Annotated in this window: 20 protein-coding genes and 1 pseudogene; 10 read left to right on the top strand and 11 right to left on the bottom strand. The window is 66.5% G+C overall.

All coding sequences use genetic code 11. The annotated features are described in order from the left end of the window. Positions 1-11 precede the first annotated feature (11 nt). The gene (gene tdh, locus CFB82_RS18070) at positions 12-1,040 is read left to right on the top strand and encodes an L-threonine 3-dehydrogenase (protein ID WP_089484748.1); all 1,029 of its coding nucleotides are present in this window, start codon (positions 12-14) and stop codon (positions 1,038-1,040) included. A 403-nt stretch (positions 1,041-1,443) separates the two neighbouring features. Here tdh and CFB82_RS18065 read toward each other — a convergent pair whose 3' ends face one another. Together CFB82_RS18065 and CFB82_RS18060 are read right to left on the bottom strand one after the other, a co-directional pair. After that, on the bottom strand, positions 1,444-1,860 hold the full coding sequence (locus CFB82_RS18065; RefSeq protein WP_089484747.1) for a hypothetical protein: 417 nt from the start codon (positions 1,858-1,860) through the stop codon (positions 1,444-1,446). Beyond that, a complete protein-coding gene (locus tag CFB82_RS18060; RefSeq protein ID WP_235986646.1) occupies positions 1,857-2,420 on the bottom strand; it encodes a GNAT family N-acetyltransferase in 564 nt (187 codons plus the stop codon). The genes CFB82_RS18065 and CFB82_RS18060 overlap by 4 nt, the downstream gene beginning before the upstream one ends. Positions 2,421-2,676: 256 nt before the next feature. On the opposite strand from CFB82_RS18060, the gene CFB82_RS18055 reads away from it, so the two are divergent. After that, positions 2,677-3,282, top strand: a complete 606-nt coding sequence (locus tag CFB82_RS18055; RefSeq protein ID WP_069250361.1) for a TetR/AcrR family transcriptional regulator — start codon at positions 2,677-2,679, stop codon at positions 3,280-3,282. 63 nt (positions 3,283-3,345) lie between these two features. Continuing rightward, complete coding sequence (locus CFB82_RS18050) at positions 3,346-3,825, top strand: nuclear transport factor 2 family protein (protein WP_069250362.1); 480 nt, start codon at positions 3,346-3,348, stop codon at positions 3,823-3,825. A 509-nt stretch (positions 3,826-4,334) separates the two neighbouring features. Here CFB82_RS18050 and CFB82_RS18045 read toward each other — a convergent pair. After that, a complete protein-coding gene (locus CFB82_RS18045) occupies positions 4,335-5,420 on the bottom strand; it encodes a tartrate dehydrogenase (RefSeq protein ID WP_089484746.1) in 1,086 nt (361 codons plus the stop codon). 117 nt (positions 5,421-5,537) lie between these two features. Here CFB82_RS18045 and CFB82_RS18040 point away from each other — a divergent pair, with 117 nt between their 5' ends. Beyond that, positions 5,538-6,461, top strand: a complete 924-nt coding sequence (locus tag CFB82_RS18040) for a LysR substrate-binding domain-containing protein (protein ID WP_089484745.1) — start codon at positions 5,538-5,540, stop codon at positions 6,459-6,461. Between the two features lie 159 nt (positions 6,462-6,620). Here the strand turns inward: CFB82_RS18040 and argC are convergent, their stop codons facing one another. Beyond that, positions 6,621-7,568, bottom strand: a complete 948-nt coding sequence (argC, locus tag CFB82_RS18035; RefSeq protein WP_089484744.1) for an N-acetyl-gamma-glutamyl-phosphate reductase — start codon at positions 7,566-7,568, stop codon at positions 6,621-6,623. A gap of 120 nt (positions 7,569-7,688) precedes the next feature. Between argC and CFB82_RS18030 the strand changes: the two genes are divergently transcribed. Further along, positions 7,689-8,573 carry a LysR family transcriptional regulator gene (locus tag CFB82_RS18030; protein ID WP_089446762.1) on the top strand — a complete coding sequence of 295 codons (885 nt, stop codon included), beginning with the start codon at positions 7,689-7,691 and terminating at the stop codon, positions 8,571-8,573. Positions 8,574-8,643: 70 nt separating this feature from the next. On the opposite strand, the gene CFB82_RS18025 is transcribed toward CFB82_RS18030, so the two are convergent. From CFB82_RS18025 to CFB82_RS18010, 4 genes are read right to left on the bottom strand one after another with little or no spacing between them, the layout of a single operon-like run. Continuing rightward, complete coding sequence (locus CFB82_RS18025; protein WP_089484743.1) at positions 8,644-9,108, bottom strand: hypothetical protein; 465 nt, start codon at positions 9,106-9,108, stop codon at positions 8,644-8,646. Between the two features lie 60 nt (positions 9,109-9,168). Continuing rightward, positions 9,169-10,386 (bottom strand): patatin-like phospholipase family protein, encoded by a 1,218-nt coding sequence (locus CFB82_RS18020; protein WP_179255414.1) that lies wholly within the window; start codon positions 10,384-10,386, stop codon positions 9,169-9,171. Beyond that, positions 10,383-11,168 (bottom strand): 3-hydroxybutyrate dehydrogenase, encoded by a 786-nt coding sequence (locus CFB82_RS18015; RefSeq protein WP_069250369.1) that lies wholly within the window; start codon positions 11,166-11,168, stop codon positions 10,383-10,385. The genes CFB82_RS18020 and CFB82_RS18015 overlap by 4 nt, the downstream gene beginning before the upstream one ends. Before the next feature lie 52 nt (positions 11,169-11,220). Next, entirely contained in the window at positions 11,221-11,961 is a 741-nt protein-coding gene (locus CFB82_RS18010) for an acetoacetate decarboxylase (RefSeq protein ID WP_089446763.1), read from the bottom strand. 443 nt (positions 11,962-12,404) lie between these two features. Between CFB82_RS18010 and CFB82_RS18000 the strand changes: the two genes are divergently transcribed. Continuing rightward, a complete protein-coding gene (locus CFB82_RS18000; RefSeq protein WP_089446764.1) occupies positions 12,405-12,986 on the top strand; it encodes an undecaprenyl-diphosphatase in 582 nt (193 codons plus the stop codon). 26 nt (positions 12,987-13,012) lie between these two features. Here the strand turns inward: CFB82_RS18000 and CFB82_RS17995 are convergent, their stop codons facing one another. The 3 genes from CFB82_RS17995 to CFB82_RS17985 all read right to left on the bottom strand — a co-directional run bounded on the left by CFB82_RS17995 (position 13,013) and on the right by CFB82_RS17985 (position 14,981). Next, entirely contained in the window at positions 13,013-13,237 is a 225-nt protein-coding gene (locus CFB82_RS17995) for a hypothetical protein (RefSeq protein ID WP_089446765.1), read from the bottom strand. A gap of 173 nt (positions 13,238-13,410) precedes the next feature. Further along, positions 13,411-14,232: a siderophore-interacting protein gene (locus tag CFB82_RS17990; RefSeq protein WP_089446766.1), complete on the bottom strand. Its 822-nt coding sequence runs from the start codon at positions 14,230-14,232 to the stop codon at positions 13,411-13,413. Between the two features lie 38 nt (positions 14,233-14,270). Further along, positions 14,271-14,981, bottom strand: a complete 711-nt coding sequence (locus tag CFB82_RS17985) for a PadR family transcriptional regulator (RefSeq protein ID WP_089484742.1) — start codon at positions 14,979-14,981, stop codon at positions 14,271-14,273. Between the two features lie 807 nt (positions 14,982-15,788). On the opposite strand from CFB82_RS17985, the gene CFB82_RS17980 reads away from it, so the two are divergent. From CFB82_RS17980 to CFB82_RS17965, 4 genes and pseudogenes are all read left to right on the top strand, one after another. Next, positions 15,789-16,790 carry an FHA domain-containing protein gene (locus CFB82_RS17980; RefSeq protein ID WP_089484741.1) on the top strand — a complete coding sequence of 334 codons (1,002 nt, stop codon included), beginning with the start codon at positions 15,789-15,791 and terminating at the stop codon, positions 16,788-16,790. Then, positions 16,787-19,648, top strand: a pseudogene (locus CFB82_RS17975) (TOMM system kinase/cyclase fusion protein); the annotation flags it as partial. The gene CFB82_RS17980 and the pseudogene CFB82_RS17975, both read left to right, overlap by 4 nt. A gap of 131 nt (positions 19,649-19,779) precedes the next feature. Beyond that, positions 19,780-21,234 (top strand): aldehyde dehydrogenase family protein, encoded by a 1,455-nt coding sequence (locus CFB82_RS17970; protein WP_089446769.1) that lies wholly within the window; start codon positions 19,780-19,782, stop codon positions 21,232-21,234. Positions 21,235-21,314: 80 nt separating this feature from the next. Then, positions 21,315-22,790 carry a GMC family oxidoreductase gene (locus CFB82_RS17965; protein WP_256990377.1) on the top strand — a complete coding sequence of 492 codons (1,476 nt, stop codon included), beginning with the start codon at positions 21,315-21,317 and terminating at the stop codon, positions 22,788-22,790. The last annotated feature ends 111 nt before the right edge of the window (positions 22,791-22,901 follow it).

Below are 22,901 nucleotides of genomic sequence, written 5' to 3'. Positions count from 1 at the left end.
GAGGCGCGATCATGAAAGCACTGGCAAAGCTCGAGCGCGGCCCCGGCCTCACGCTCACGCGCGTGAAGCGCCCCGAAGTCGGCCACAACGACGTGCTGATCAAGATCCGCCGCACGGCGATCTGCGGCACCGACATCCATATCTGGAAGTGGGACGACTGGGCGCAGAAGACGATTCCCGTGCCGATGCACGTCGGTCACGAGTATGTCGGCGAGATCGTCGAGATGGGGCAGGAAGTGCGCGGCTTCGCGATCGGCGATCGCGTGTCCGGCGAAGGCCACATCACGTGCGGTTTCTGCCGCAACTGTCGCGCGGGGCGCCGGCATCTGTGCCGCAACACGGTCGGCGTCGGCGTGAACCGCGAAGGCGCGTTCGCCGAGTATCTGGCGATTCCTGCGTTCAACGCCTTCAAGATTCCGCCGGAGATCTCCGACGATCTCGCATCGATCTTCGATCCGTTCGGCAACGCGACGCACACGGCCCTGTCGTTCAACCTCGTCGGCGAAGACGTGCTGATCACCGGCGCGGGTCCGATCGGCATCATGGCCGTCGCGATCGCGAAGCACGTCGGCGCGCGCAACGTCGTCATCACCGACATCAACGATTATCGGCTCGAACTCGCGCGCAAGATGGGCGCGACGCGCGCGGTCAACGTCGCGCGCGAGTCGCTGCGCGACGTGATGTCCGACCTGCACATGACCGAAGGCTTCGACGTCGGCCTCGAAATGTCGGGCGTGCCGAGCGCGTTCACGAGCATGCTCGAGGCGATGAACCACGGCGGCAAGGTCGCGCTGCTCGGCGTTCCGCCCGCGCAGACGGCGATCGACTGGAACCAGGTGATCTTCAAGGGGCTCGAGATCAAGGGCATCTACGGTCGCGAGATGTTCGAGACCTGGTACAAGATGGTTGCGATGCTGCAGAGCGGCCTCGACCTGTCGCCGATCATCACGCATCGCTTTGCGGCCGACGATTACGAGAAAGGCTTCGCCGCGATGTTGTCCGGCGAAAGCGGCAAGGTGATTCTCGACTGGACGGTCTGAGTGCCGAAGGGGCGGTGCGGCGTGTTTGCCGCCTGCCCCGTTTCTGTTTCACGTCTGCGTTTTCGAGTCGAAACACGCGGATCCGCCCTCAAGGTGAGATTATTCGGGAGCCGTGTTTGCGCGCCGAATCGCGACACGATCGCACATCGGTGACCTGCAATCGCACGTTCACTTCACCTGTCGGCAGTCGTCCCGCTTCCCGCCATCACGCCATCACACCGTTCGGCACTTGCTCCCCCTCTTCCGGGCACTTCCCTCGTGACCTGCCGCGTGACCGTTCGCTACGCACGCCATGCGATGCCATGCCGAATCACACCATCAACCGTGAGCCTTCACGTGTCGTTGCGACTCACTCATGCGCGAAGCGATCGACACCAATCGACATCGACCGGTGCGCAGGCCGCTACTTGATCCGTTCACCATTCAACCCGCGCGGGTCGAGCTGAAGACTCAACATGACGAGCCAGCGTTTCGGGCACTGCGGCGCGATGTCGGCCGGATCGCCGTGCGCGCCGGGAACGGTGACGAACCCGTGTTGTGCCGCGTATTGATAGGCGCGCAACGCGTCCGCTTGCAGCCAGAAACTGACGAGCGCGCACGTGACGAAGCGGAACAGCAGCACCGTCGCGGCATCCGGCGCGAAGCCGGCCATCACCAGCAGGCATTCGAACGCGAACGCCAGCGCTTGGGCGACCGCGATCGTGAGAATCGTCAGCTTCAACACACCGCGCAGCCGCCGCGCCGCACGCACCCGTGCCTGCCGGACGTCGAGCCGGGTGTGATCGTCGTCGCGCTCGCGCTTCGGCATGTCGTGTTTCATGAAGCGGCTCCGACGTGCCGCGTGACGTCGAACTGCGCCGTTTCGCCGGCAACGATGCGACCGTTCCCGCCGCTGACGGATTTGCACAGGATCGCGCTGTCGTAGTTGTGTCCCGGAAAGCGCATCACGTCGACCGGTTGAAATCCTTCGCGGCGATAGAAATCGATGAGCCGGACTGCCGCGTACGGCGCGTCGAGTGCGAGGTGCGTCGCGCCGCGCGCGGCGGCCCGCCGTTGCGCGAACGCGAGCAGCGAACGGCCGATGCCGTGATCCTGCCAGACGGGATCGACGGCCAGTTGGCCGAGTGTCGCGACGTGCCGGCTGCGGTACGGATCGCAGCGGGAATCGGGATCGTGCGAACGCATCGTCATCGTCGCGACCAGGTGGGCATTGCCGAGCGCGACGAAGCACTCGCCGGTGAGCACGCGGTCGCGGGTCGCCGAGGCCGGCTGGTCGACGCCCGGGCAGTTGAAGCCCAGTGCGCCGAGTGGTGCGAACGCGCGATGCAGCAGCGCGGTCAACGTGTCGTACGAATCGTTGCGCGGGTCGAAGCGCCGCACGACGACGCGGCCGTCGAGCCGCTTCGCATAAGCCGCATAGGCGCGCAGGGGCGCGCGGATTCCGGTCGCTGCATGATGTCCTTTCGCCCAGACAGGGTGACCGAAGTGTAGTGAGCGTCGCGCGTCCGCTTCAAGAAAAAATGTCGTAAACGAAGCGGCCCACGTCGTCCGTCCAGGCCGCGGTTCAGCCCTCTCGTCGACAGGGCTTTTGCATGCTGGTGTTGACGACGGAGAACGATCGTTCTACCGTAAACCCATGAACACACCTCACGACTCCTCCGCCGAACCGGGCGTTCGCGACCGGCTGCTCGATGCAGCCGAAGCGTTGATCTATTCGGGCGGTATCCATGCAACCGGCGTCGATGCGATCGTCAAGCGATCCGGCGCGGCCCGAAAGAGCTTTTATTCGCATTTCGAATCGAAAGAGGCGCTGGTCGTGGCCGCGCTCGAACGTCGCGACGAGCGCTGGATGCGCTGGTTCGTCGATGCAACGCTGGCGCGCGGCAAGGCGCCACGCGTGCAGTTGCTCGGCATGTTCGACGTGCTGCGCGACTGGTTCGGGCAGCACGACTTTCACGGCTGCGCGTTCCTGAACGCGTCGGGCGAGATTCCCGACGCGGATGACCCCGTGCGCGTCGTTGCACGCGAGCACAAGGCACGCCTGTTGGCATTCGTACGCGAGCGGTTCGATGCGTATGCCGACGAAACGGGCATCGAGCGTCGCGGGCTCGCGCGACTGGCGCGCCAGTGGCTCGTGCTGATCGACGGTGCAATCGGCGTGGCACTCGTAACCGGCGATGCAAACGCTGCGCGCGACGCGCGCGCAACGGCCGAACTACTGCTCGACGCGGTGTCCCGCTAGTCGAAGCAGCGAATCCGAACCGGCCGCGATTGTCCGCGGCCAGAACCTGAACAGGAGCAATCCATGTCCGCTTCCCCCGAAGTCCGTCCGCCCGTTCCGCCCTTCACGCTCGAAACGGCGCGCCAGAAGGTGCGCGCCGCCGAGGACGGGTGGAACACGCGCGACCCGCAGCGCGTGTCGCTCGCCTATACGCCGCAAAGCCGATGGCGCAACCGCGCGGAATTCGTGACCGGCCGCGACGAGATCGTCGGGCTGCTGCAGCGCAAGTGGACGCGCGAGCTCGACTACCGGTTGATCAAGGAGCTGTGGGCGTTCGACGGCAATCGCATCGCGGTGCGCTTTGCCTACGAATGGCATGACGACGCCGGCAACTGGTTCCGTTCGTACGGCAACGAAAACTGGGAGTTCGACGAGAACGGCCTGATGGCGCATCGTCACGCGAGCATCAACGACTTGCCGATCCGCGAGCAGGATCGTCTCTATCACTGGCCGCTTGGTCGCCGTCCGGACGATCATCCGGGGCTGTCCGACCTCGGGTTGTGATGCGCGCGTCGGCTCGACTCGACGGATCGACGAACGCATCACAGGGATGCAACGGTGAGGAAATCCGGGAGTCGGCGCGTCGAAGGTGAGATTTTTCGGGAGGAGGTGAAATGTCGCGTCGGACTGTGTGCAGTGAGCCGTTCGACGCGGCATCGCATCGGGCAAAGCGGACGCGCCGCACACGTGGGCATCTCGTGATGCACGTGTTTGCACGCAACGGTGTGCTTTACCGCGTGATGCATTTCACCGATCGCACAGCGCCGGCAGTGGATTGACGATCGGTGTGCACGCGCGCGATGTGCAACTCACCGATCGTGTCGACGTCGACGACGGATAGCGAGAGCCGTGCGCATTGCGGTGCGGTGTTGCTCACCACTCGACTTCACCGTGCAGGCGACGGAATTCGCACGCGTGCGCAAATGTGTTGCGTGTTGCTCACCGCACGTCGCTCACCGTTCACCGATTCGCGCAGTCACTACCGGCGCGTGCGAACGCGCCGGGCATGATCGTCAGCCCGCGATCCGCGCGGCGATCGCCTCACCCACTTCCTGCGTCCCCGCGTTGCCGCCGAGATCGCGCGAATGCGGCCCCGTGCGCAGCACGTCCTCGATCGCGGCGACGATCGCGTCGTGCGCTTCGCGTTCGCGGCCCGCGCCGTTGCCGAGGAAGTCGAGCATCAACGCTGCCGACCAGATCATCGCGACCGGGTTCGCGACGTATTGCCCCGCGATGTCGGGCGCGGAGCCGTGAACGGGCTCGAACAGCGACGGAAACTTGCGGTCGGGATTCAGGTTCGCCGACGGCGCGATGCCGATCGTGCCCGTACAGGCCGGCCCGAGATCCGACAGGATGTCGCCGAACAGGTTCGACGCGACGACGACGTCGAAGCGGTCAGGCTGCAGTACGAAGCGCGCGCACAGGATGTCGATGTGCTGCTTGTCGACGGCGATATCGGGATAGCGTTCGGCCATCTCGGCCGTGCGCGCGTCCCACCACGGCATGCTGATCGCGATGCCGTTGCTCTTCGTCGCGACGGTAAGGCGCTTCGCGCGCCGCCGTGCGAGGTCGAACGCGAATTTCAGCACGCGCTCGGTGCCGTGACGCGTGAAGATCGACTGCTGCATCACGATCTCGCGTTCGGTGCCTTCGAACATCGTGCCGCCGACCGACGAATACTCGCCCTCGGTGTTCTCGCGCACGATCATGAAGTCGATGTCGCCCGCGCGGCGGCCGGCGAGCGGTGACGGCACGCCGTCGAACAGGCGTGCGGGCCGCAGGTTGATGTACTGGTCGAACTCGCGGCGGAATTTCAGCAGCGAGCCCCACAGCGAAATATGATCGGGCACCGTCGCCGGCCAGCCGACCGCGCCGAACAGGATCGCGTCCATGTCCGACAGTTGCGCCTTCCAGTCGTCCGGCATCATCTTGCCGTGCTGCGCGTAGTAGTCGCAGCTCGCCCAGTCGATCTGGACGAAGTCGAAGCGGACGCCGAAGCGCGCGGTCACGGCGTCGAGTGCGCGCAGGCCTTCGGGCATCACTTCGCGGCCGATACCGTCACCGGGAATCACGGCAATCTTGTAAGTCCTGTCGGTCATGCAAATCTCCTTGGCTGGGCGGCCGGCTGCCTGGGGCGGTAGCGGCGCGTTACACCATTCTATTTATTTCCATTCAGATTAAAATCGCGTGAAAGGTTAATCGACTTTCCACGAATCGTGAACAAATCGCCGAATCTGGACGACCTGCGCGTGTTCAGCCTGGTCGTCCGCCTGACCAGCTTCAGCGCGGCCGCAGAGCAGCTCGCGGTATCGCCCGCCTATGTCAGCAAGCGCATCGCGTTGCTCGAGGCGCAGCTCGGCACGCGCCTGCTGCATCGCTCGACGCGGCGCGTGACGGTCACGGAAGCCGGCGAACGCGTGTACGCGCGCGCCGAGAAGATCCTCGACGACGTCGATCATCTCGTCGAGGACGTGTCGACCACGCGCACGGTGCCGCGCGGCACGCTGCGCATTTCGAGCAGCTTCGGCTTCGGCCGGCACATCGTCGCGCCGGCGCTGCTCGACTTCACCGCGCGCTTTCCGCAGCTGCACGTGCGGCTCGATCTGTTCGACCGGCTCGTCGATGTCGCGGGCGAAGGCTACGACCTCGACGTGCGCATCGGCGACGAGATCGCCGATCACCTGATCGCGCGCCGCCTCGCCGCGAACTACCGCGTGCTCTGTGCATCGCCCGACTATCTCGCACGGCGCGGCACGCCCCGCTCGCTCGCGGATCTCGCGTCGCACGACTGTCTGGCCATCAAGGAGCGCGATCACCCGTTCGGCGTGTGGCGGCTGAACGTGCGCGGCGAAACGGCAACGGTGAAGGTCGGCGGCGCGCTGTCGACGAACCATGGCGAAGTGGCGGTGCAGTGGGCACTGGCCGGGCGCGGAATCGTGTTGCGTTCGATCTGGGAAGCCGCGCCGCTGATCGAACGCGGCGCACTGTGTCGCGTGCTGCCGGACGCCATCCAGCCCGCGAACATCTGGGCCGTGTATCCGGAGCGCGTTGCGGCGTCGGCGAAAGTGCGCGTGTGCGTGGATTTTCTGGTGGAGACGCTGGCCGGCTTGAATGCCGCCGCGGGTGACGAGATGGCCTGAAACCGGCTAAAGGTGAGCTTTTACGGGGGCATGTGCGGAGCATCGACAGGCCCCCGTTTCCGGCTCGCAACCGCGTCGCGAGCCGGTAGCGTCCAACGGGCACTCACGCATCGCGGCCACGATGTACCGGGCCGGCTGACGATGGTGCCCGCACGCGACTCACGCCGCTTTCGCCACGTCTGCCGCACCGAGCATCAGGTCGAGATTCTGCACGGCCGCGCCGGACGCCCCTTTGCCGAGATTGTCGAACACGGCGGACAGCAGCACCTGGCCGTGATCCGCATTGACGAACACGCCGAGCCGCAGGTCATTGGTGCCGTTCAGCGCTTGCGGATCGAGATGCGTGATTGCTTGCGTCTCCGCGAGCGGCGTGACGTCGACGTGACGCGCGCCGGCGTAATGGTGCGCAAGACACGCATGCAACTGCTCACCGGTCACGCCGGCAGGAAGCAGGCGCAGCTCGATCGGTATGGTGAGCACGATGCCTTGCCGATAGGCACCGTAGGCCGGCACGAACATCGGGCGATTCGTCAGACCGGCATGCAGCTGGATCTCCGGCACATGCTTGTGCGCGAGTGCGAGGCCGTAGACCTGTAGCGGTTTCGCTTGCGAAGCATCGCTCGACTCGAATGCGTCGACGGCAGCCCGTCCACCGCCCGAGTACCCGGAGACGGCATGGATGCTCACCGGGTAGTCGCGCGGCAGCAGGCCGGCCTGTTGCAGGGGCCGCAGCAGCGCGATCGCGCCGGTCGGGTAGCAGCCCGGATTGGTGACACGCCGTGCGTGCGCGATCGTCCGCGCGTGCCCGCTCGCCATCTCGGGAAAGCCGTAGACCCAATCCGGCTGCGTGCGATGGGCCGAACTCGCGTCGATCACGCGCACCGCCGGATTCCGGATGAAGCCGACCGCTTCGCGCGCGGCCGCGTCGGGCAGGCACAGGATCGCGATGTCGGCTGTGTTGATCGCTTCGGCGCGCCGCACGGGATCCTTGCGCTCGGCATCCGGCAGCGTAACGAGCTGCAGGTCGTCGCGCCCGCGCAGGCGTTCGTGGATCAGCAATCCGGTCGTGCCTTGATCGCCGTCGATGTAGACAGTGGGCTGGCTCATGATGGTCGCGTTCCTTCGGTTCGGTCGTCGGGAAAGCCATATCTTCCGCCGAACACCTAGAATAGGAAAAGTTGAATTTGCTGACTGCGAAATTCAGTTTTCTTGAACGAGAGGTGAAGGATGCGAGAGATCAGCCTGGACCGCCTGCGCACGCTGGTCGCCATCGCGGACCACGGGTCCTTTGTCGCGGCGGCGCAATGGCTGCATCTCGCGCCACCGACCGTCAGCCTTCATATTGCCGAACTGGAAAGCCGGATCGGCGCGCCGTTGCTGTCCCGTGCGCGTGGAAACGTGCGGCCTTCGCCCATCGGCGAAGTGCTGGTGGAACGGGCACGCCGCCTGCTGGCCGAAGTCGAATCCACGCTGGACGATGTGCAGCGGCAGGTGCAGGGGCTGTCGGGGCGCGTACGCCTCGGCGCATCGACCGGGGCGATCGCGCATTTGTTGCCGCAGGCGGTGGCCCGGTTGCGCGACGCGCATCCGGACATCGATGTCCAGATCGCGGTGCTCACGTCGCACGACACGCTGGCGCGTATTGCGCAGGGCACGCTCGATGTCGGACTGGTGGCGCTGCCGCAGACGGCGGTCGCGGGGCTGTCGATCCGCGCGTGGCGGCGCGATCCGGTGATGGCGTTTCTGCCGGCGGACTGGCCGCTTCCGGCGCGCGTCACGCCCGGCTATCTGGCTGCCCGCCCGCTGATACTCAACGATGCGACCACGCGCCTGTCGCGGCTCACGACGGAATGGTTTGCACTCGGCGGCCACCGGCCGGAGCCGCGGATCGAACTCAACTACAACGATGCGATCAAGAGCTTGGTCGCGGCCGGTTACGGCGCGACGCTGCTGCCGCACGAGGCGGGTGCGCCGCTACCTGACGCACGCATCGTCATGCGGGCGTTGCGCCCGGCGTTGTGGCGGGAACTGGGTATCGCGCATCGGGCGGGGCCGGTCGAGCGGGCGACGCAGCACGTGCTCGATGCGTTATGGGCGCTGAAGGCGCGCTAGCGCGTGGCATGCGGGACAGCCGGCGCGGCGGTTCGTGTCGGGCGCACGTGCGCATCGGCCGCGCGCCGTGTCAGAGCCGGTTGTCCTTCGCGAGCGTCAGCACGCGCGCCCAGCGTTGCGCATCGCGCTTGTCCATCATCGGCAGCTTCCATTCGCTGCGTACGGCGTCGCGCACGCGCACGACGAGATGCCAGCGGCCGCTGATCGGTGCGGCCTGACAGCCGTCGAGCTGCGACAGCGTATAGCGGCCGTCTGTGCCGTCGTGCGACAGCCACAGCAACCCCTGCGTCGCGGACACACGCAGCTCGCCCCACGCGCGATGCACGACGTGGGTCCAGCCTTCTTCCTTCGTATTCGGTGCGATGTCGCGGCGGCGCTTGATCCACCAGGCGACGAGCGCGATCAGGATCGCGGCGGCGAGCACGGCGGCCGCGATCGCGACCGGCTGGCCGAACTGCGCGGCGATGACGTGAAACAGATGAACCGCGCCCCATCCGGCAGCGATGAGCGCGAACAGTGCAATGAAAATCGGCATGTCTGGTCGGAGAAGAGGACGGACCGGCGCATGCATCGCGCCGATCCGTCGCGCACGGCATTACCGTTTGCGGTGAATGTCGTGCGTCACGAAGCCCGCGTCGTTGTTGGGCAGCGCGAGGCCGTCCTTGACTGCGAGCGTCTTGCGGATGTCGTCGAGACCCGCGGACCAGTGGTCACGCATCGTCGACAGACCGAACTGGTAGTCCTTGTAGTGATGCTCGTACGCCTTCTGCTGGTAGATCAGGTGCTGGATGTTGTACTTCTTGCTGCACGACATCGCATCGGCCTCGACGCACCACGGATCCGCCTTGCGCTGCTCTTCCGGCACCTGGTCGAGCACGTGGCGCAGCACGTTGCGGTAGCGCTGTTCGCGCTGCAGCGTGTCGGTGACGAAACGCGTGCGGCTCGAATACTGCACGTCCTTCGTGCGCTCGGCGACGTCGGCCATCGTGCGCGGCAGCGGCCCGCGCGCACTCCACAGATCGACCTGGAACGCGAGCGTGTCGCGGCGCGGCCGTGCGCGGAGCACTTCCATCAGCGGCGTATTCGACACCACTCCGCCGTCCCAGTAGTACTCGCCGTCGATCTCGACCGGCGGGAACGCGGGCGGCAGCGCGCCGGACGCCATGAAGTGTTCGGGCGCGAGACGGATGCGCGAGTTGTCGAAGTACACGAAGTTGCCGGTGCCGACGTTGACCGCGCCGACCGACACGCGCGTTTCGCCCGAATTGATCCGGTCGAAATCGCACAGCTTCAGCAGCGTCGCGCGCAGTTGCGACGTGTCGTACCAGCTGATCTTCTCCGGATGATCCGACACGCCCGGCAGCGGCGGCGGGAAGCGCGGCACGAAGAAGCCCTGCTGGCCCTGCATCATCGCGCTTGCAGCCTGCGACGCGGTGAAGAACGTCCGGACCTGGTCGATGCTGTTGAACAGCGCGAACTCGAACGCGGCCGGAATCGTCGGGAAGAACGCCGGCTTGCAGATCGTTTCCCAGAACTCGCGCAACCGCTCGACACGATGCTCGGGCGCATTGCCCGCGATCAGCGCGGTGTTGAGCGCGCCGATCGAGATGCCCGCGATCCAGTCGAGCGGGATGCCCGCCTCGTGCAGCCCTTCGAACACGCCGGCCTGGTACGCGCCGATCGCGCCGCCGCCTTGCAGCACGAGCGCGATCGTCTCGTACGGCAGCGTGCGCGCGGCGGCCGGTGCGCCGGCCTCGTGATGCAGGTCCGCCGCATCGACGGCCTGCTTTTCGGTGCGGGCGTGCGGCTTCATTGCATGAACCAGCCGTGGCTGACGATGAACGACTGGCCCGTGAGCGCGGCGCTCGGGAAGGCCGACAGGAACAGCACCGTCTGCGCGACGTCCTGAACGGTCGTGAACACGCCGTCGACCGTATTGCCGAGCATCACCTTCTTCACCACTTCCTCTTCGCTGATCCCGAGCTCCTTCGCCTGCTCCGGAATCTGCTTGTCGACCAGCGGTGTGCGCACGAAGCCCGGACACACGACGTGCGAACGCACGTTGTGCTTCGCGCCTTCCTTCGCCAGCACGCGCGCCAGGCCGAGCAGGCCGTGCTTGGCCGTCACGTACGCCGACTTCAGCGGCGACGCTTCGTGCGAGTGCACCGAACCCATGTAGATCACGACACCGCCGCGATCGTCCTTGTACATGTGCTTGAGGGCCGCCTTGGTCGTCAGGAACGCGCCGTCGACGTGGATCGCCTGCATCTTCTTCCAGTCGGAGAACGCGTAGTTCTCGATCGGGTTGACGATCTGGATGCCCGCGTTCGACACGAGGATGTCGACCGAGCCGAACGTTTCGGCCACCTTGTCGATACCGCTGTTCACGGCGTCCTCGTTCGTCACGTCCATCGCGACGCCGATCGCCTTGCCGCCCGCCTTGACGATCTCGTCGGCGACTGCGTTCGCGCCGTCCTGGTTCAGGTCGGCGATCGCGACGGCCGCGCCCGCTTTCGCGAGCTCGAGTGCGATTTCCTTGCCGATGCCGCTCGCGGCGCCCGTGACGACTGCGGTCTTGCCATTCAGGTTGCTCATGTTCGAATTCCCGTGGTGAAAGGATTGACAGGGAGAAAGGACTGCGGACGTGTTACTGAGCCAGGTAATCGTAGACGACTTCGCCGAGGCCCAGTGTCAAATCTGCGACCAGGTGGCGGGCCTCGACGATTTCGAGCACGGGCAGGTCGGCCACGGGCGCGAGCGCGTGCGGCGCCAGCTCGAGCGATGCGGGGCCCGTCCACGCGCCCTTCATCTTGATGTCCTGCATGTAGTAGCGCACCAGTTCGCAGACGCGCGCGGTGCCGTCGACGTGCGGGATGATCTTCAGCAGGAAATTGGGGCCGGCGAGACGCTTGGCCTGCTCGTCGATGTCGAGTTCCTTGTGCTTGTAGCCCATCGTGCCGGTGGCGACGCGCACCTTGCCGTAATCGAGCGTGCCGAGGAGGTGGTCGGTGTTCACGTGCAGCGTGGGCGACGCGAGCTTCTTCGGGAAGCCCCACAGTTCGCGGCCGCCGGCGATCGGCGGGTGATCGTCGAGATACATCGCGAGCGTATAGCCGCCCGGCTGGCCGTTGTATTCGACGGGAATCACCTGACCGCTTTCGGTGTAGTCGCCGAAGCCGGTCGAATCGGCCATGCGGATGAATTCGTAATGCACGAGCGGCTCGGTGACCTGCAGCGGCTCGGGGACGATTTCGCGGAGACGGTCCGGATCGGTGCGATACGTGATGATCAGGAACTCACGATCGACGAAACGGTAAGGGCCCATCGGGAAGGCGGGGCTGGTCAACGGCATCGCAAACGCTTTCGATCGGACATCGCTGGGTTTCATGCGGACTCCTTGTTGTTGATCGCTTCGTGGATGAGTGCTCGTAAGCTCGTAATCCTATGCCTGTGCGTTGCCGTTGTGCGATGCCGCATATGGAATTAATTGTTGCCGATTTCGAAGCATTCGCCGCGTAAATATTGAGATGAATGACGTAAACGGTCTGGATGGCATCCGGCGCCCCGATGTTTGCACACGTCGATGACGCCGCGATGTGAAAAAGGTGAGCCTTTACGGGATGCCAGGTGAGCCTTTCCGGGAGACGGTCGCGCGGGAATGTGACAATTGTGTGAACTTGTGTTGCAGTGCAGGCTCTAAGTGCGTTCGCCGCGGCGGGCTTCGTCGCGCGCGGTCGTCTCATTAAGCATCACTTAAGCGGGTGCGCCTTAGCATCGTTCGTATCAGGCCGGGCAACCGGCCGATTTTTTACGCCCCACGCAACCGGATTCATGCATACCCTCAATCTCACCCTCTTTTCCGCCATCAACGCCGGGGTTGCGCCGCAGCCGGGCGTTGCCCGCCTCGCCATCTTCGCCGCCGACTGGCTCGTCTATGCGTTGCCCGCGATGCTGCTGCTGACCTGGATCTTCGGCGCGCGTCCGACGCGGCGCCAGGCGATCGAAGCCGGCGTCGGCGTGTGCGTGGCGCTCGCGCTCGCGCAGGTCATCGGACATTTCTGGTTCTCGCCGCGCCCGTTCATGGCGGGCGTCGGCACGCAGCTGATTCCGCACGCGCCGGACAGCTCGTTTCCGAGCGATCACATGACGTTCGCGTGGAGCATGGCGGTCGGGTTGATGCTCGGCGGCACGACCCGCTTCACCGGGTTCGTGATGGTCGCGATGGCCGCGGCGATTGCATGGGGACGTATCTATGCGGGCGTGCACTGGCCGTTCGACATGGCAGGCGGCGTGCTGGTCGGCACGGCCGGCGCGCTGGCTGCGCACCTGTACGGGCAACGCGTGATCGCGCTGCTCGAACGGCTCGGCGATTCGGTGCATGCCGTCGTGATGGGCCGCCGGCACGCGCCGTAAGCGGCAGGAGATCGGGCAGGACGCCGTCAGCCGGGCGTCTTGGCCGATTCGGCCGATGCGGACGGGCCACCGCCCGCATCGTGCAGTTCAGGGGTATCGGCCGGGTGTTGCGCGGCGTCGCGGTCGAGGGCGCTTTCCTTCAGGATCGCGCACATCGCGACGAACAGAGCGAGTACCACCGCGGCAAGGCCGCAATAGCCGGCGATCTTCAGGTTGCGAAGGAACGGCGAAGCGTGGCTTTCTTTTGTCATGACCGGGCGCTCCTGGGCGGGCTGCGGCGGCTGTCGCCCGACAGCGGCGTCGCACCCACAGATATATACCAGTCGCGATAGCGGTGCCAAGCCCGCTGGTGCGCCGACGCCACGATTGTGTCATCGGCCGCTCAACCTCGATCGGGTACCCGTTTGCCGGGCACCCGCATCCATCAGTCTTCCAGCGTTTCGTGCACGGCTGCCGCGCCGCGCTTCCAGTAGGCCGCCGCACGGATGCGCGATTTGTCGACGCCGCGCTCGCCGGTCAGGTGCTGGCGTACCGCGCGCATCGACAGCGCTTCGCCCGCCGCCCACACGTAGCCGTCGCCGGACGGCGGTAGCGGCAGGTCGCGCACGGCATTCAGCAGCACGTCGCCGTCCGCCGCGTCGGCTTCGGCGCGGAAGCGCCAGATTTCATGCACGTCGGCGTGCGTGTCGAACGAGATCTGCGCGGTACGATCCGCGACTTCCATCACGACGGCTACACGCGCGCCGGCCGGCAATTCCTCGAGACGCCGCGCGACCGCCGGCAGCGCCGTATCGTCGCCGATAAGCAGGTGCCAGTCGAAACCGGTCGGGACGACGAATGAACCGCGCGGGCCGCCGATGCCGAGCCATTGGCCGACACGTGCCTGGGCGGCCCACTGCGACGCGGGGCCCGGGTGGTTCAGCACGAATTCCAGATCGAGTTCGCCGGCGGCGCGGTCGAAGCGGCGCGGCGTGAAGTCGCGCGCGACCGGCTTCGGTTCGCCTTCCGGAAACTCGGGACCGTTCGTGCCGAGCGTCGGCAGCACGGGCCGTTCAGCGCCGGGCGGCGGGAAAAATACCTTCACGTGATCGTCGAACGACGCGGATTCGAAATCCGCGAGATCGGGGCCGCCGAGCGTGACGCGCAGCAGGTGCGGCGTCACGGCGTGCACGCGCAGGACTTGCAGCAAGCGGAACTTCAGGGTGTGGCGCACGCGGGTCACGGTGCGGTCGGATGTATTCTGCATCGATCCGTTCTCCTTAGGGTTTGAAGGGGCGACGCGGATTACGCGCCGGACCCGCCTTCGATTTCAGCCGTCGCGCGGCGCATGATGGCGGCGATGCGGCGCTGTTCGTCGGCGTCGGCGGCGCTCTTGTGCAGCAGCGCGCGCTTGAGGGCGAGGCGTGCCTCGACGAACTCCGGCAGCCAGCCTGCTTGCGCTTCGTCCGGCGTTTCGTTGCCCGCCGATTCTCCGGCGAACGCGCGGCGCATGAACTCCATCTTGCGCGCGAGGTGCGTGAGGCGCGCGAACAGCGTGTCGACGCGTTCGCGCTGCGCGTCGAGATGCGCGCGGCCGGCGTCGGTCAGTGCATAGCGCTTGCGGTTGCCTTCCGCCTGCGATGCGACGAAGCCGACTTCTTCGAGATACGTGAGCGCCGGATACACCATGCCGGGGCTCGGGCTGTAGAAGCCGTTCGAACGCGTGTCGAGCGCCTTGATCAGTTCGTAGCCGTGGCTCGGTTGCTCGGCGACCAGCGCGAGCAACAGCAGCTGGAGATCGTCGGAGCTGAACTGGCGGCCGCGCGGCATGCCGTCGTCGCCGAAATCGCCAAAGCCGCCGCGCCCGCCACGGCCACCGAACGGGCCGCCACCGAACGGATCGCCGCCGCGCCGATGGCGGCCGATCGCGTACCTGAGACCGGCGAACCAGTCAGGGCGCGCATGCGCACCATGACCGTCGCATCGGGCATGGCCGCGGGAAGGGGTGTGTCGCATGATCGAGTCCTATATGTCGTAAAACATATCTAAAGATATATATCGAAAGATAGGTCGTCAAGGGGATTTATTGGGGGCTGGATGGTGGGGTGAGGAGGGCCGCTTGCGGCGGAGATTGCCGTCGATGTGCGTCATCTGGCTCTTGGGCGAGTCGGCCACGACGATCGGACGGTCGATGCCTTGCCGGCTTCTGCAGCCTTCGCCAGCCGTTGATCGTGATGCAGCGGCGTGCCGGCATGTATCCGCGTGCCGACGACACCGCGAGACATTGGCCGTGATGGACCTGGGCTTCGCAGTAATTCACGTAATACGATCTATTAAAACACCGACGCTCATTATTTAAATCGTTTGAACTGTTTAATTTATTTTCTTTTGATCAAACAAAATTTCCGCGCCGGCAAAGGTGTTTAAATGCACCCCGTCATTCAATGTGCTTCTGCTTGACGCAAGCCTGCATTGGGTCGCGAGACGGTGAAGATTTTCGACCCTTTATATTTGAAGTGAGGCTTCGTTGAAAATGTAAAGCATTGCAATATCAAAGCGGGATTTGAGCATTTCGATTGCGACGCATGATTTTGTTTGGCAGGATTTTCATCAGGTTGCTCGGATTTAAAACAACAAAATGACCGGCTATTCAATCAGTCGAAATAACACACACCGGATGAGCAACGATTCGAAAGGAAGCTGACGAAGAAACTGGTAACGAGGCGGCGAACGGTCGACACCGTTCGCGATCATTGAATCAGTCGCTTTCCGGGCGTCGACGCGTTACTCGAGCGATCCGGGCGAAGCCGATACGGGGCAGTCATGGCGATACTCAAGAACGATTCTTCCGGAGAAGTGTGCCTGCTCCGCGCGTATCACGTGTTCGGCCGCGATGCCGCGCGCTGCGATACGGTCATCCGCGACGCGTCGGTGTCCCGGGTCCATGCCCATATCCGTTGGGTCGGCGGGCAATGGGAGCTCCACGATCACAGCAGCAACGGCACGTCGGTATCGGGCGTGCCGTTGCGCGACGGCGAGCACGCGGTGCTGCAGCGAGGCGACGTGATCCGGTTCGGCAGGGCGGGTGTCGCGCCCTGGCGCGTCGATGCGCTCGACGATCCGGCCGATACGCTATGGCCGGTACGGGGCGCCGTGCATCCGATCGTGCTCACACCGCGCCAGATCCTGGCTGCCCACGCCGCGCAGCCGGTCACGATCGTCCGTTCGCCGGCCGGCGATTGGCTGTGCGACGACACGTTGCCGCCGCGCGCGCTCCATGACGGCGATGAAGTGTCGACGGGCGACGTCACGTGGCGCGTGGCGCTCGTGCGCCACGGCTCGACGATGACGCTGCGCGCGCCTGCCGATCCGGCCGCACCGGCCCGATTGCTCGAATTCCTCGTCAGCCGGGACGAAGAGCACGCGCGTGCGCTGCTGCATGTTCGCGGCGGCGTGGTCGATCTCGGCGAGCGCGCGCATCACTATAGTCTCGTCACGCTCGCCCGCGCCCGCTCGGCCGACATGCAGGCCGGCTATGACGCGGCCACGCAAGGCTGGATCGAACTCGACCGGCTGGCGCGCATGCTCGGTATCGATACGTCCCATCTCAACGTGCAGATTCATCGCGCCCGGAGCCAGTTCGCGGCGCTGCCGGGGCTGTACGCGAGTCAACTGGTCGAGCGGCGGCGCGGCAGCGTCCGCTTCGGCGATTTCCCGTTCCGCGTCATGCGCGGCGAGCGCCTCGAATGCCAGTCGGTGCCGGGCGTCGAGCCGCGCATCGGCATGCATCGTCCGGTGCCGGATCAGCTCGTCCATTGCTCGTGAACGCGCAAGAACGACAGCCCGGGTTGCCGACCGCGACACGCGCACGTGTCGTGCCTCATGCGCGAGAATCGCAGCGGCCCGCCGCGCCTTTCGCGACATTGGCCGGCAAGCGGCATTACCGGCTCGGTGCGTTGCTCGGCGAAGGCGGCAGTGGCGTGGTGTTTCGCGCGACCTGCGGCGAGACGGCGCAAGACGTCGCGATCAAGCTGATGCGGGACGATGTCGCGCGGACCGAAGCCGAGCGCACCCGCCAGCGCATGTGCTTCCGGCGCGAGACGAGCCTGTGCGAGGCGCTGCGGCACCCGAACATCGTGGCGCTGCTGGACAAGGGGGAAGCGCCCGACGGGCGGCTGTTCGCCGTATTCGAACGCGTGCAGGGCCAGACTCTGCACGACTGGCTTGCAACGCAGGGGCCGCTGTCGGCCGTCGACACCGGACGGCTGATGACGGAGGTGCTCGATGCGCTCGCGGCTGCACATCGCCGCGGCATCGTGCACCGGGACCTGAAGCCGCAAAACATCGTGCTCGCGATGGCCGAAGACGGGCCGCATGCGAAGCTCCTCGATTTCGGGATCGGCGCGCTGTTGCCCGGCACGACCGATATCGCGCCCCAGGCGGCGACGCTCGCGGCCGAGGTGATCGGCTCGCCGTCATACTGCGCGCCCGAGCAATTGCGCCACGAACCGCCGACGCCCGGAAGCGACCTGTATGCGTGGGGCCTGGTCGTGATCGAATGCCTGACGGGCGAAGTCGTGATGCAGGGCGCAAGCGTGGCCGACATTCTTTATCAGCAACTCAGCCCGGTGGATGTCGCGCTTCCCCCGTCGATCGCGTCGCATCCGCTCGGCTCGGTGCTGCGGCACGCGTTGAACAAGAATCCGGCGCGGCGTGCCGCCTCGGCCGACGAACTCGCGGCGCAGTTTCGCGCGCTCAATTTCGCCGCGCTCGTCGGCCCGTTCGATGCCGGCCGCGCAAGCCGCCGCACACGGCCGCATCCGTTCGCGCCGCGCGGCGATGCGGTCGCAACGGCGGGCGAATACCGGCAGGTCACCACGCTGTGCTGTTGCGTGACGATCGCCGGAGACGGCCGGCAACGCCATGCGGGAACCGATCACGGCGCCCTGCTCGACCGCTACGAGGCGCAATGGCTGACGAAGTGCGCCGATATCGCCGTCGGCTATGGCGCGCAGGTCGACGAGCGGCTCGGCGATACGCTGCTGTTCCATTTCGGCCTGCAAGGCGATCTCGACTGGCCCGCGCGCCGCGCGGCGCGTGCGGCACTCGACATGGTGCGGGTGGCCGGGCGCGCGCGGTTGCCGGTACCCGCCGACGCCCGCGATGCCGTCGGCGGCGAAGGCTGGCACGTCGAAGTGGCCGCTGCGATTCACGTCGGGCAGGTTCTCGTGCATGCGGCGCAGAGGGCGGGCGGATCGACGCCGGCCGCCGCGTCACGGCTGTTGCGGCTGGCCGGGCCCGGGCAGATCCTGATCAGCGACGATGCGCGGCTCGCGCTCGAACGGCATGCCGACTTCCGGCCGACCGGGTTGCGGCTGGCACGGGCGGGCCTCGCGCCGCAGCCGGTGCATGAACTGCTCGGCGAGCGTCGGTCCGGCACGCCGTTCGATTCGCTCGACGGCGGCATGCGGGCGCCGATGATCGGCCGTACGCGTGAACTCGATGCGCTGCTGCGCGCGTGGCAGGCGACGCCCGCACACCATCGTCGTGCGATACGCAGCGTGCCGCGGCTCGTCGTCGGCGATGCGGGAATCGGCAAGTCGCGCCTCGTACACGGGCTGTGCGAGGCCGTGCGGACACAGGGCCACGCGTTGGCGCATTGCGGGTGCCTGCCGGAGCGGCAGAATCATGCGCTGTTTCCGATCCTGCGGTTCATCGGCGCGCATTGGCAACTCGACGCCGACAGTCCGGCCGACATCACGCATGCGGCGATCGACGCGATGCTCGCGGCGCTCGAATGCGATCGTGTGGCGGCCGGTGTCGCGCTCGCGACCTGGCTGGGGCTGCCCTGCGATGCGAAGGCCGTGAGGTGGCCGAGCGCGCGCGAACAGGACGCGCTGTTCGATGTGCTCGAGCAATTGATCGTGTCGCTCGGCAATGGCGCGCCGGTGTTGCTCGTCGTCGAGGATGTCCAGTGGATCGACCGCTCGACCGAGGATTTTCTGGCGTACCTGCAGCGCTCGCCGCGCGCGGCGGCGCTCTGCATAGTGCTCACGTCGCGGCCCGCCAGGCTCGCGCGCTGGCGTGGCGCGACCGATCGCCTGATACTGCGCCGCCTGCCGCGCGACGACGCGCGGCGCCTGATGTCGGCGCACCTGGGCCAGGGCGCGCTCGATCCGGCCTGGCTCGACCTGCTCGTCCGTCGTACGGCGGGTATTCCGCTGTTCATCGAAGCCGTTGCATGCGAGCTGACGATGAGCGGCGCGGACGGCTCGCTCGCGGGGCTGCGGACGATGGACCCGTGCCCGCTTCCGCTCAGTCTCGGCGGAATGCTCGGTCGCGCGCTCGACCGGATCGACGACGCGCGCGACACCGCGCAGCTCGCCGCGACGATCGGGCTCGAGGTGGATGCGCAACTGCTGGCCGCGGCCTCGCCGCATGATCGCGTCACGCTCGACGCGCATCTGCAGCTGCTGCTCGAAGAGCGCGTCATGTACGCGCAACATCGGCGCGATCGCGTGTTCTATTCGTTCCGCCATGCGTTGATTCGCGACGCGGCGTACGCGTCGATGCCGCCGGCCGTGCGGCGCGCCAACCATGCGCGAGTCAACCGCGCGCTGGCCGCGCAAGCCGATCGCGGCGCGGACGCACCCGCGTTCGGCGCCGACGAACACGTCACGCGCATGTGCATCTGAATCCTGCATTCGATGCACGGATGTCCCAGCGGCGCCGCAACCCGCGTCCTACAGTGGGCCAGATAGGCCGATCCGGCTTTCAGCGCGGGATCGGCGTTCGATCATCTGGAGACAACCCCATGACAGCCGAGTACACCCTTCAACACCGGATCGCGGGCGAGGCATGCGACGCCGCGCAGGGCGAGTGGTTCGAGAAATTCGAACCGTGCACCGGACACCTGCTTGCACGCGTGGCGGCCGGCACCGGCGCCGACGTCGACCGCGCCGTGCGCGCGGCCCGCGCGGAATTCGACGGCGGGCACTGGAGCCGGTTGCCCGGCGCGGCACGGGCGAAGCTGCTGCATCGGCTGGCCGACCTGCTCGAACACGACGCGGAACGCTTCGTCGAGCTGCTGGCGCGCGAACAGGGGCGCCCGGCCATGGAGGTGCGCATGATGGACCTGCCGATGTCGATCGACACGCTGCGCTACTTCGCCGGATGGGCGGACAAGCTCGAAGGCCGCCAGATTCCGACCGGCGGCTTCATGGGGCGCCCGACCGTCAACTACACGGTGCGCGAAGCGGTCGGCGTCGCCGGCCTGATCGTGCCGTGGAATGCGCCGCTGATGATCGCGTGCTGGAAGCTGGCGCCTGCGCTCGCGGCCGGCTGCACGGTCGTGATCAAGCCGTCGGAGGACGCGCCGCTCGCGGTCGGCGCGCTGGCGGACCTGGCGGTGCAGGCGGGCTTTCCGCCGGGTGTTGTGAATCTCGTGCACGGCATCGGCGCGTCGGTCGGCGCCGCGCTGGTCAATCACCCGGGCGTCGACAAGATCAGTTTCACCGGCAGCACCGAGGTCGGCCGCACGATCGCGCGCGAAGCCGGTGCACAGTTCAAGCGGCTGACGCTGGAGCTCGGCGGCAAGGCGCCGCAGATCATCTTCGACGATGCGAATCTCGAGCAGGCGATCGCCGGCGTCGCGATGGGGCTGTTCGTCAACCAGGGGCAGACGTGCGCGGCCGGCACGCGCGTGCTGGTGCAGCGCCGTCACTACGACGACGTCGTCGGCGCGCTCGCGCATGCGGCCCGGTCGGTCAGGGTCGGCACGCCGTTTAACCCGGCGACGCAGATGGGCGCGCTGATCAGCGCCCGCCATGCCGATCGCGTGAAGACGCATATCGCAGCGGCGCTGCGCGACGGCGCGACGATGGTCGCGGGCGACGAGCCGGTGCCGTCGCAAGGCTTCTTCGTGCGGCCGACGGTGTTCGCGAACGTCGATCCGGCGATGCGCATCGCGCGCGACGAAGTGTTCGGGCCGGTCGGCACGATCATGCCGTTCGATACGGAAGACGAGGCCGTCGCGCTGGCGAACGACACCGTCTACGCGTTGTCCGCCACGCTGTGGACCCGCGATCTCGCGACCGCGCACCGTACTGCCGCCCGTCTGCGGGTCGGCGCGGTCGCGGTGAACGCGTGGAGCCCGCTCGACGCACGGCTGCCGTGGGGCGGCTTCAAGGAAAGCGGCGTCGGGCGCGACCTGTCGCAAAGCGGGCTCGATGCGTACCTGGAGGAAAAGGTCGTCACGATCGCGATGTAGCCTCGCACGTGCCGGCACGGAGACCCCACAACAACAAGATCGCGGGCGTTGCTCGCCCGCCTATCCCATTCGACAGACACATGACTACTCAAGACCTGACCTTCGATTACGTCGTCATCGGCGCGGGTTCGGCCGGTTGCGTCGTGGCCGCGCGGCTGATCCAGCAGAACGCCGGTTCGGTGCTGCTGCTGGAAGCCGGCACGCGCGACGACAATCCGTTTCACCGGATTCCGGGCGGCGTGATGCAGGTGTTCCAGAAGAAATCGTGGCCCTACATGACCGACCCGCAACCGAACGCGAACGGCCGCAGCATGATCATCGCGCAGGGCAAGGTGCTGGGCGGCGGCAGTTCGGTCAACGGGATGATTTACATCCGCGGGCAGCGCGACGACTACGACGACTGGGCGACGCAGTGGGGATGCACGGACTGGCGCTACGACGACGTGCTGCCGTATTTCATGAAGGCGGAAGCGAACGAAAGCCTGGGGCCTGCGTATCACGGCCAGACGGGCCCGCTCCCGGTCAGCGAGAACCGTTATCGCCATCCGTTGACGGCTGCGTTCATCCGGGCCGGGCAGGAGATGGGGCTGCGCTACGTCAACGATTTCAACGGCGAAGTGCAGCAGGGCATCGGCTATTACCAGACGACGACGCGCAACGGCGAACGCGCAAGCACCGCGCAGACCTATCTGGCGTCGGTGCGCAACGACGCGAAGCTGAAGGTGGTGACCGGCGCGCTCGTGCACTGGATCCGGACCGATGCGGGGCGTGCGGTCGCGGTCGAATTCAGCGAAGGCGGTCATGCGCCCGTGTCGGTGCGCGTGCGCAACGAGGTCGTCGTGAGCGCGGGGGCGATCGGGAGTCCGAAGGTGCTGATGCTGTCCGGCATCGGGCCGGCGGAGCAGCTTGCGGCGCTCGGGATCGATACGGTTGCCGCGTTGCCGGTCGGCCGGAATTTCCACGATCATCTGCACATGTCGGTGCAGGCGTCGATTCGCACGCCGGCGAGCCTCTACGGCGAGAACACCGGGCTCCGGGCGATGCGCCATTTCCTGCAATGGAAGTGCTTCAGGAGCGGGCTGCTGACCAGCAACATCCTCGAAGGCGGCGCATTCATCGACACGCAGGGCACCGGGCGGCCGGACGTTCAGTTCCATTTCCTGCCGCTGCTCGACAACTTCGACAACACGCCGGGAGAGAAGCCACCGGCGAGCGAGCACGGCATGTCGGTCAAGGTCGGCCATCTGCAACCGAAATCGCGCGGGCGGGTGGCGTTGCGCAGCAAGGATCCGTCGGATCTGCCGAGGATCGATGCGAACTTCCTGAGCGACCCGGCCGACCTCGACGGCCAGATCCGGGCCGTTCAGGCCGGGCTCAGGATCCTGTCGGCGAAGGCGCTGCAGGCGCACGTGAAGGAAATCGTCGCGCCGGCCCGGATCGATCCGGACGATCTGACGGCGATCGAGCGATTCGTGCGGCAGGACATCAAGACCGTCTATCACCCGGCCGGCACCTGCAGGATGGGTACGGACCCGCAGACCAGGGCTTCCGCATGAAGGCCCTTGTCAGGCAAGGCCCAGAACGGACTCGCGCATAGCGGTGTCCCATGCGGCGAGGTTGCGAATGTTTTTCAGGCTGACCTTTTTGGGCTGCTGCTGTTGTGCCAT

Origin of the sequence: Burkholderia sp. HI2714 (genome assembly GCF_002223085.1) — a bacterium.
Classification (GTDB): Bacteria; Pseudomonadota; Gammaproteobacteria; order Burkholderiales; family Burkholderiaceae; genus Burkholderia; species Burkholderia lata_D.
This window is presented reverse-complemented; position numbering and strand designations above follow the sequence as displayed.